Here is a 7,730-nt window from a genome sequence, read left to right as displayed (position 1 = left end):
CTCGACTTGCATGTATTAGGCACGCCGCCAGCGTTCGTCCTGAGCCAGGATCAAACTCTCCATAATAGTTTGTTTGATTGCTCATTTTCCATCTTTTTTTGAAAGGTGTATGGAACCTTTTATCTAGAGTGTTAACTCTAGGAATTACGATTGACTCGCTTGGCGTTTCGTTTAGTTTTCAAAGAACAATTTTTGACGACTTTCAAATCATATCATGCTCGATTGTTATTCGTCAAGTATGTTTTTTATTTTGTTTTTGCTGTTTGTTTTAAGCCGCCGTCATCAGCGACGTTTAATAATATATCATGCATGAAACTTAATCGTCAATACTTTTCTTGAAAAAGTTTCATGCAATCTAATTTTACTTTTTACTTTGATAGGTGCGGTGATAGATAGCTTTTCCTTTTGTCTCCTGTTCAACTACTAATAGAAGTTCCTTTTTAATCAGATGTTCTAAAAGGACAACTAAATCTACTTCATACTCTTTTAGTTCGTTATGATTTGTTAATTCTGAATAAGTCCAAGGTGTGTCCTTTTCCGCCATAACTTCTAATAAATGTCGACTACCAAGTTTTGTTTTAGCCGAAAGAGAAAACTCACTAGCAATAAGCATTAATTCTAAACGCTTTTCTAATGGTTCCTTACTATCAACTAGTTCTGTATAAAGTTTATAAAATTCAGGCTCCATTTTTTTCACTTGATCCCAAACTGTTATTTCAGGGTAAAAACCTTTTTCAATTACAGCTAGTCGTGCTAAATGATGTAACGCATGCACGATATGGTTAAAAGAATCTAAATATTGGCTTGCTTGAAATAAGCTTTTTCCTTCTTCTTGCCTCTTAATCAACTTGGCGAATTCTAATCCCATTTTCTTTTTTCGGTCTTCATCTGGGAATTGACGCAAGTCTTCTTTGAAGTTTTCAATAAATTCATTTCGATCGAAAATACTTTTGCCTCGAATTACCCATTCAATAGCCTTACGATTACTTCCATATGTAAACCAATCTTTTAGTTGTTGTTTACTCACTATATGAAGGGCAGCTTTTTGATTTTCAAAAGCATAATGTTTTACTGTCCATTTTTGATCATCATTTTCCGTAATTACAAAAAGAATTGCATCAAAATCCTCTGTGAGTTTAGGATTAGTTACTACTTTTTCAATTAATAATATTCCTAATGTATCTTTATGACTTGCTCGTTCTTGATAGAGAGGTCTTAAAATGTCTTCCATTTGTTCCTTCCCCTTTCAAAGTGGAATCCATCGTTAATGTAATATTCAACAGTCTTTTCATTTTCCCTGCAAGAAAATAATAGTAATAGTTGTTTCACAAAAACCTTTACGATACTATTCAAAGTAGGAGGTTTTGATTATGAGTGGAAAAAGAAAAAACAAAATTAATCGTATCCGTACTTTTGCATTAAGTCTAGTATTTATTGGCTTTATCATTATGTACGTTGGATTATACTTTAGAAGTTATCCTGTTGTCATGACTATTTTTATGATGCTTGGATTTTTATCGGTTATTGCAAGTACAGTAGTTTACTTTTGGATTGGTATGTTATCCACCGATTCTGTACAAGTTCAATGTCCAAATTGTAATAAAGTTACAAAAGTTTTAGGGCGCGTCGATGCTTGTATGTATTGTAACGAACCACTAACACTTGATAAAGATTTAGAAGGACAACCTTTCGACGAAAAATATAATAAAAAATCATACAAAAAAAATAGCTGAAGGCTTAGTGCCTTCAGCTATTTTAATGATGCGCTTCATTTTTTTTGCAGCTAGGACATATACCGTATATTTCCATCCTGTGGTCAGAAACATGAAACCCTGTTACTTGCTCCGCTAGTGTCTCCACTTCATCTAGACCGGGATAATGAAAGTCAACAATTTTCCCACATGGTTTGCAGATAATATGATAGTGGTCTGTAGTAATGCAGTCAAATCGACTTGATGCATCACCATAAGTTAACTCTTTAACTAACCCGACTTCTTTAAAGACTCGTAGGTTGTTGTAAACAGTCGCGACACTCATATTAGGAAATTTACCTTCAAGTGATTTATAAATCTCATCTGCTGTCGGATGTGACATCGATTGTATTAAGTATTCCAAAACCGCATGACGCTGTGGAGTTATTCGAACGCCTGATTTTTTTAAAGTATCAATCGCCTCATCCAGCTTCATATGTTGAGCCATCGCCATGCACCTCATTTCTAAAAAAGATTATTACATTATAATTGTTATAAAAAGTTTACATTGTCCATGTCCTGTTGTCAATAATAGTATATGTGTATTGTCTGCAACTTACACAATTATTCTAGTTTTCCACATCTTCATGCAACGTTTTTTCTATTGCTCCTAACTTATGGTTCAAATAGCGTGCAGCAACAAATAAAAAGTCAGAAAGACGATTCAAATATTGTAAAACGATTGGATTAACATCGGTTCCAATTGATGTTGCTACTCTCTCAGCTCTTCTAACAATAGTTCGCGCTAAATGTAACTGTGCCCCCGCGCTACTACCACCAGGCAAAATGAAAGTGGTTAACTGAGGCAAGTCTTCATTCCATTCATCCATTGTTTTCTCAAGATCTTCCACATCTTCTTGTTTCACTTGCCATTTCACTTCTTTCCCAACAGGAGTAGCTAGTTCAGCACCAACATGAAATAAAATGGTTTGTATTTTATGAAAGATTGTTAAAGTTTCTTCACTTTTTACAAATGGTTTGTCTGGAAGTAGACTTAATGCTACTCCAATGGCAGAATTCGCCTCGTCACAAGTTCCGTACGCTTCAACTCGAATATCATGTTTCGCTACTCTTTCTCCATAGATTAACGATGTTGTTCCTTTATCTCCTGTTTTCGTATATATTTTCATAATTAATATCCCCTTTCTAAATTAACGATATTTTTCATTGAGCCAGACCCCTTCATAAAATGCTCTAGATTCTCTTTGAAAATTTCAAACGCTCGTGGCTGATATTGTTTAGATATCCCTGACAAATGTGGAGTCACTGTGACATTTTCCATATTCCAAAAGGGATGCTCAGCATGTAAAGGTTCTTCATAAAAAACATCCAAAACAGCATGTGATATCCTTTTTTCCTCCATTACCTTGACTAAATGTTCCTCGTTAACCGTTGTACCGCGCCCTATATTAATAAAAACAGCACTACTACGCATGTACGAAAATAAATCATAGCTAAAAAGTTGATGTGTTTTTTCCGTACTAGGTAAAACGTTCACAACAAAGTCTGCCTTTGCTAGTGGCTCTTTAATGTCATGTATCGCATATATTTCATCGAAGTGTCGCTGCTTATTACCTGACGTATTAACTCCAAGTGTTTTAAGCGAAAAAGCTTTGGCAATTCTAGCAATTTCCTGACCGATTGCTCCAGCTCCAACTACTAATATTGTTTTTCCCGTAATCTCTTCCATTTTTACTGCGCGATCCCACTTTTTCTCTTGTTCATGTTTTATTAAAGCCTTCGTATTTCGACTAACTTGTAACATCATTGCGATAACATATTCTGCCATTGGTATTGCGTGAATTCCTCTTACATTTGTTACGACAATACCTTTTTTATGGATTGCTTGAAATGGCATTTGATCCAGACCAGCTGAGATTACCATGATCCAGCGTAAGTTAGTTGCTTTTTCAAGATGGGTATCATTTAAATCCTCGCCATATGTAATTAATATCGATGCTTCATGCAAACGTTCCTCTGCCTCTTGCATATTCTCACAAAAAATAAAGTTTATTTCTGGATACTTTTCAATAAGTTCTTCTTGAATCGTTTGCTTTACTTTTGCCGATGACAAAACAATCATGAAAATCACCTCAATGTTGATATTGTTACTTAATTATCTATTAGGAACGCAGATTCCTTCTTATGTATAAAAAAAGGGTACAAGAATCGCTCTCTTGTACCTAAAATATTTTTTTCAGAGGAGGTATGCCCTGTACTTTAACATACGCATCCTCTCACATTTAAGTATAGACTGGTGTGCCAGTCTTTTTATTTTTTTATGCTAAATTTTCTTTAATGAATTGTAATGCCGCTTCTACATGGCCTTTCACTCTTACTTTACGCCATTCTTTCACAAGCTCGCCTTCTCCATTAATAATAAAAGTCGAGCGTTCAATACCCATATATTCTTTGCCAAAATTTTTCTTCAGCTTCCAGACACCATAATCTTCTGCTATTTTATGATCTTCATCCGCAATTAGCAGGAAAGGTAAGTCATATTTATCAACAAACTTTTCATGTCTTGTAAGTGGATCTGGACTTACACCGATTATTACTGCGTTTAACCCTTCGAAACTTTCGTGCATATCACGAAAATCACACGCTTGAGTAGTACAACCTGGGGTCATATCTTTTGGATAAAAATAAAGAACTACATTTTTCCCTTTAAAGTCTTGTAAGGAAACTTCCTTACCACTATTAGCTAATCCTTTAAATGCTGGTGCTTTTTCTCCAACTGCTACTGTCATTTGAAATCCCCCTAAAATTTTCTTGTTAAAATTATCGTAGCGAATTTAACGGTGGAAAACAAATAAAATTACTTTTTATCATGTTCTATAAATGTCCGAACTACAAAAGCCGCTGGTAAAAGATAACCAATTAACGCTTCAAGCATTGCAATCCATTTTCCGATACCGACTGGTGTAATGTCACCATAACCTACAGTAAGTACTGTTGTCGCACTAAAATACATACTAGCCTCTAGTTTTTGAAGGAAACTACCCGACAAAGGGAATTCATCAATCGCTAGTGCGGAAATTTTTAATAAATCTAAAATCATATACACCAAGCCAAATCCGAGCAAAAGGGTAACATAGACATAGACAAGAACAATCAAATTTTGCAACGACAAATAGTGTCTTCTCGATGGGTTTGTCCAAAAAGAGTGTAAGCTAGATCCAATTCCAACAATAATTACTCCCATTAAAAAGAGCAAAAAAATATTCTCCATAACATCACCTGTTTCCATGTTATGAAGAATATTTGTATTTTAGATATATTAATTTCCTGCTCCGCGATATTTTGTTACACCGATATTCCATAGAAAAATTGCCATTGAAAAAAACACAATGCCGACAACTGGTGTTAAAAAGGCATATACATACCATTCTTCCTTCCCTAAAAAATAGGCTGACGGATACACACCAACAAAAGCGAACGGTAAGATCCAAGTAAGTACAAAACGTATAACTTTGTTATATATGTTTACTGGATAACGCCCGTAATTTCCAATGTTGTACATCATCGGCATGATCGATGTTCTAGCATCTGACCAAAATCCAATCGAAGCTAGCGATATAAAGATACCAGCATAAACGAGTGCTCCACCTATGACCATTGCTGCAAAGATAAACACATCATACCAATGGAAAACTAGGTCAAGCTTAATACCTGCATAAATCATTATCGCAATCCCAGTAAACGCGCCAAATAAGCTTTCCACTTCCATTCTTTCAATAACTACTTGAAAGAGGCTGTGAATCGGCCTTGTTAAGATTCGGTCCATTTCCCCTTTAACGATATAACGCTCATTAAAATCCCAAATATTAAAAAAGGCTGCAAAAATAGCAAATGGTACGAGGAAAAAGCCGTAGATAAAAATTATTTCCTCTCTACTCCATCCACTTAAAAATTGCGTATGACCGAAAACGACGAGAATAAACACTAAGTTTACTCCTTGAAAAAGGAGGTCAGAAAAAATTTCAACTGCTAAGTCTACACGATATTGTAAGCGTGTTTTTAAGTATTGCGAAAAATATTGGCTAAACATTGAAAAATAAAACATTCGATTACCCTCCCTGTACAATTAGTTTTTTCTTAGCGACGATCCATAATAGCTGGATTGGTAGAATTAATAGCAACGCCCAAACAATTTGGAACAGTAGCGCTGAGGTAATTTCACTCGGTGAGAATCCACCTGTGAAAATCATGCTCGGAATATAACTAATCGCTTGAAACGGGAAGAACTTCATGACATCTTGCGCCCATAATGGATAAAAGCTTATTGGTAGCAAGAGACCAGAAAATAAATCAATGACAACTCGTTTTGCTCTAATTAATCCATCATTGTTAAAAAAGAAAAACGTTAACAATCCAACAACTAAATTAATTTGTGTATTAATGATAAAACTAAAAATAATTGCAACTAAAAACCATAGCCATTGGGAAAGGACATTTGAAAGTTGCAAGGAAAAAACGAAGCTGACAATAACCATTCCTGGTACAGAGAAAAATGCCAAGCGGAAAATACCTTCCCCTAGTCCTTGCATTGCTTTCATCCCTAAGTAGTTATAGGGACGGATCATTTCAATCGCTACTTTTCCTTCTTTTATTTCACTAGCAATTTCCCGATCTATATTATTAAAATAAAATGCTCTCGCCATCCAAGCTATTGCAATATATGTTGTCATTTGTGTTACAGAAAGCCCTTGGATATCTTCTCTGCCACCGTAGATTGCATTCCATAAGAAATAATACGCCCCGATGTTGATACTATAAATTAATATTCCACTATAATAATTTGTTCGATAAGCCAGCATCATTAAAAAGCGAATTCTAATCATCTCAATGTATTTAGCCATTGACAACGCCCTCTTCATAAATGCTTCTGACTATTTCTTCTGTACTTATTTCATTCATCTTAACGCCTGTAATATCGAATTTAGAAACAACTGTAGCAACAAGTGTTGATACTTCTTCGTCATCTCGGACATTAGCAATTAATTGTGAACTAGTATTTCCATGACTCCAAACAATTTGTTCACTATTAGTTAATTTTTCTACCTCATTCAATTGGACTGGTTTTGCAAATTGAAATTCTATTTGCTTCCCTTCTCCCCAGTTCTCTCGTAAATCATCTAATTGTCCGTCATAAATAATTTTTCCGTCATCAAGCATGATTACTCGTTCACAAAGCGCCTCAATATCGGAAAGATCATGCGTTGTTAGTAAAATTGTAGTTCCATATTTTTCGTTTATCTCTTTTAGAAATCTTCTAATTTTAAGTTTCACTAAGACATCTAATCCAATCGTAGGTTCATCTAAAAATAATAATGGTGGATTATGAATTAGTGCCGCAGCTAACTCACAACGCATCCTTTGTCCTAACGATAGTTTTCTAACAGGCTTGTCCAATAGCGGTCCAATATCCAACGTTTCAATAACATGATTCATATGGCTTTCATAATCTTCATCAGAAACTTTGTATACTTTCTTTAAAAGACGAAACGATTCTTGCACAGCAATATCCCACCAAAGCTGAGATCGTTGTCCGAAGACTACTCCGATTGTGTTTACAAATTTTTCTCTTTCTTTATGCGGGTTCATGCCATTTATCGTTATTTCTCCAGCTGTCGGAGTTAATATTCCAGTCAGCATTTTTATTGTCGTTGATTTCCCAGCACCATTTTCACCGATGTAGCCAACCATTTCTCCTCGCTTAATAGTAAATGAAATATCATTAACAGCCGTTAACGTTTTATAGTTCCTCGTAAACAAATCACGAAAAGCCCCTTTTAACCCTTGGCGACTTGAATGAGATTGAAATTCTTTTCTTAATTTTTTTACATCTATCATATTATTCATTCTTATTACCTCCATATTCACTCGTAAGTTTACAGAATGAAAAGTTAATACTCAACTATTCTACCTTCATTCTTTGCATCAACTCTCTGTTTTACTTATAATGCAGGAAGATAA

At 34.9% G+C, this 7,730-nt stretch carries 10 protein-coding genes and 1 rRNA gene; 1 reads left to right on the top strand and 10 read right to left on the bottom strand.

All coding sequences use genetic code 11. The annotated features are described in order from the left end of the window. Both CIB95_RS10010 and CIB95_RS10005 read right to left on the bottom strand, forming a co-directional pair. Window positions 1-66 (bottom strand): 16S ribosomal RNA (locus CIB95_RS10010); the annotation flags it as partial. Between the two features lie 295 nt (window positions 67-361). Further along, window positions 362-1,231, bottom strand: coding sequence for a nucleotidyltransferase-like protein (locus CIB95_RS10005; RefSeq protein WP_094924741.1), 870 nt, complete (start codon window positions 1,229-1,231; stop codon window positions 362-364). A gap of 139 nt (window positions 1,232-1,370) precedes the next feature. On the opposite strand from CIB95_RS10005, the gene CIB95_RS10000 reads away from it, so the two are divergent. Then, complete coding sequence (locus CIB95_RS10000; RefSeq protein WP_094924739.1) at window positions 1,371-1,733, top strand: YgzB family protein; 363 nt, start codon at window positions 1,371-1,373, stop codon at window positions 1,731-1,733. Window positions 1,734-1,755: 22 nt separating this feature from the next. On the opposite strand, the gene perR is transcribed toward CIB95_RS10000, so the two are convergent. The 8 genes from perR to CIB95_RS09960 all read right to left on the bottom strand — a co-directional run bounded on the left by perR (window position 1,756) and on the right by CIB95_RS09960 (window position 7,616). Next, window positions 1,756-2,199: a peroxide-responsive transcriptional repressor PerR gene (perR, locus tag CIB95_RS09995; RefSeq protein WP_198949185.1), complete on the bottom strand. Its 444-nt coding sequence runs from the start codon at window positions 2,197-2,199 to the stop codon at window positions 1,756-1,758. A gap of 121 nt (window positions 2,200-2,320) precedes the next feature. Next, window positions 2,321-2,881 (bottom strand): cob(I)yrinic acid a,c-diamide adenosyltransferase, encoded by a 561-nt coding sequence (locus CIB95_RS09990; protein WP_094924735.1) that lies wholly within the window; start codon window positions 2,879-2,881, stop codon window positions 2,321-2,323. A 2-nt stretch (window positions 2,882-2,883) separates the two neighbouring features. Continuing rightward, a complete protein-coding gene (locus CIB95_RS09985; RefSeq protein WP_094924733.1) occupies window positions 2,884-3,834 on the bottom strand; it encodes a D-2-hydroxyacid dehydrogenase in 951 nt (316 codons plus the stop codon). A 196-nt stretch (window positions 3,835-4,030) separates the two neighbouring features. After that, window positions 4,031-4,501: a thioredoxin-dependent thiol peroxidase gene (gene bcp / locus CIB95_RS09980; RefSeq protein WP_094924731.1), complete on the bottom strand. Its 471-nt coding sequence runs from the start codon at window positions 4,499-4,501 to the stop codon at window positions 4,031-4,033. A 68-nt stretch (window positions 4,502-4,569) separates the two neighbouring features. Beyond that, window positions 4,570-4,968, bottom strand: a complete 399-nt coding sequence (locus tag CIB95_RS09975; RefSeq protein ID WP_233144109.1) for a potassium channel family protein — start codon at window positions 4,966-4,968, stop codon at window positions 4,570-4,572. Window positions 4,969-5,031: 63 nt separating this feature from the next. Then, entirely contained in the window at window positions 5,032-5,817 is a 786-nt protein-coding gene (locus CIB95_RS09970) for an ABC transporter permease (protein ID WP_094924727.1), read from the bottom strand. A 4-nt stretch (window positions 5,818-5,821) separates the two neighbouring features. After that, the gene (locus CIB95_RS09965) at window positions 5,822-6,613 is read right to left on the bottom strand and encodes an ABC transporter permease (protein ID WP_094924725.1); all 792 of its coding nucleotides are present in this window, start codon (window positions 6,611-6,613) and stop codon (window positions 5,822-5,824) included. Then, entirely contained in the window at window positions 6,606-7,616 is a 1,011-nt protein-coding gene (locus CIB95_RS09960; RefSeq protein WP_094924723.1) for an ABC transporter ATP-binding protein, read from the bottom strand. The genes CIB95_RS09965 and CIB95_RS09960 overlap by 8 nt, the downstream gene beginning before the upstream one ends. Window positions 7,617-7,730 lie beyond the last annotated feature (114 nt).

This window comes from Lottiidibacillus patelloidae, assembly GCF_002262935.1.
Lineage (GTDB): Bacteria > Bacillota > Bacilli > Bacillales > SA5d-4 > Lottiidibacillus > Lottiidibacillus patelloidae.
This window is presented reverse-complemented; position numbering and strand designations above follow the sequence as displayed.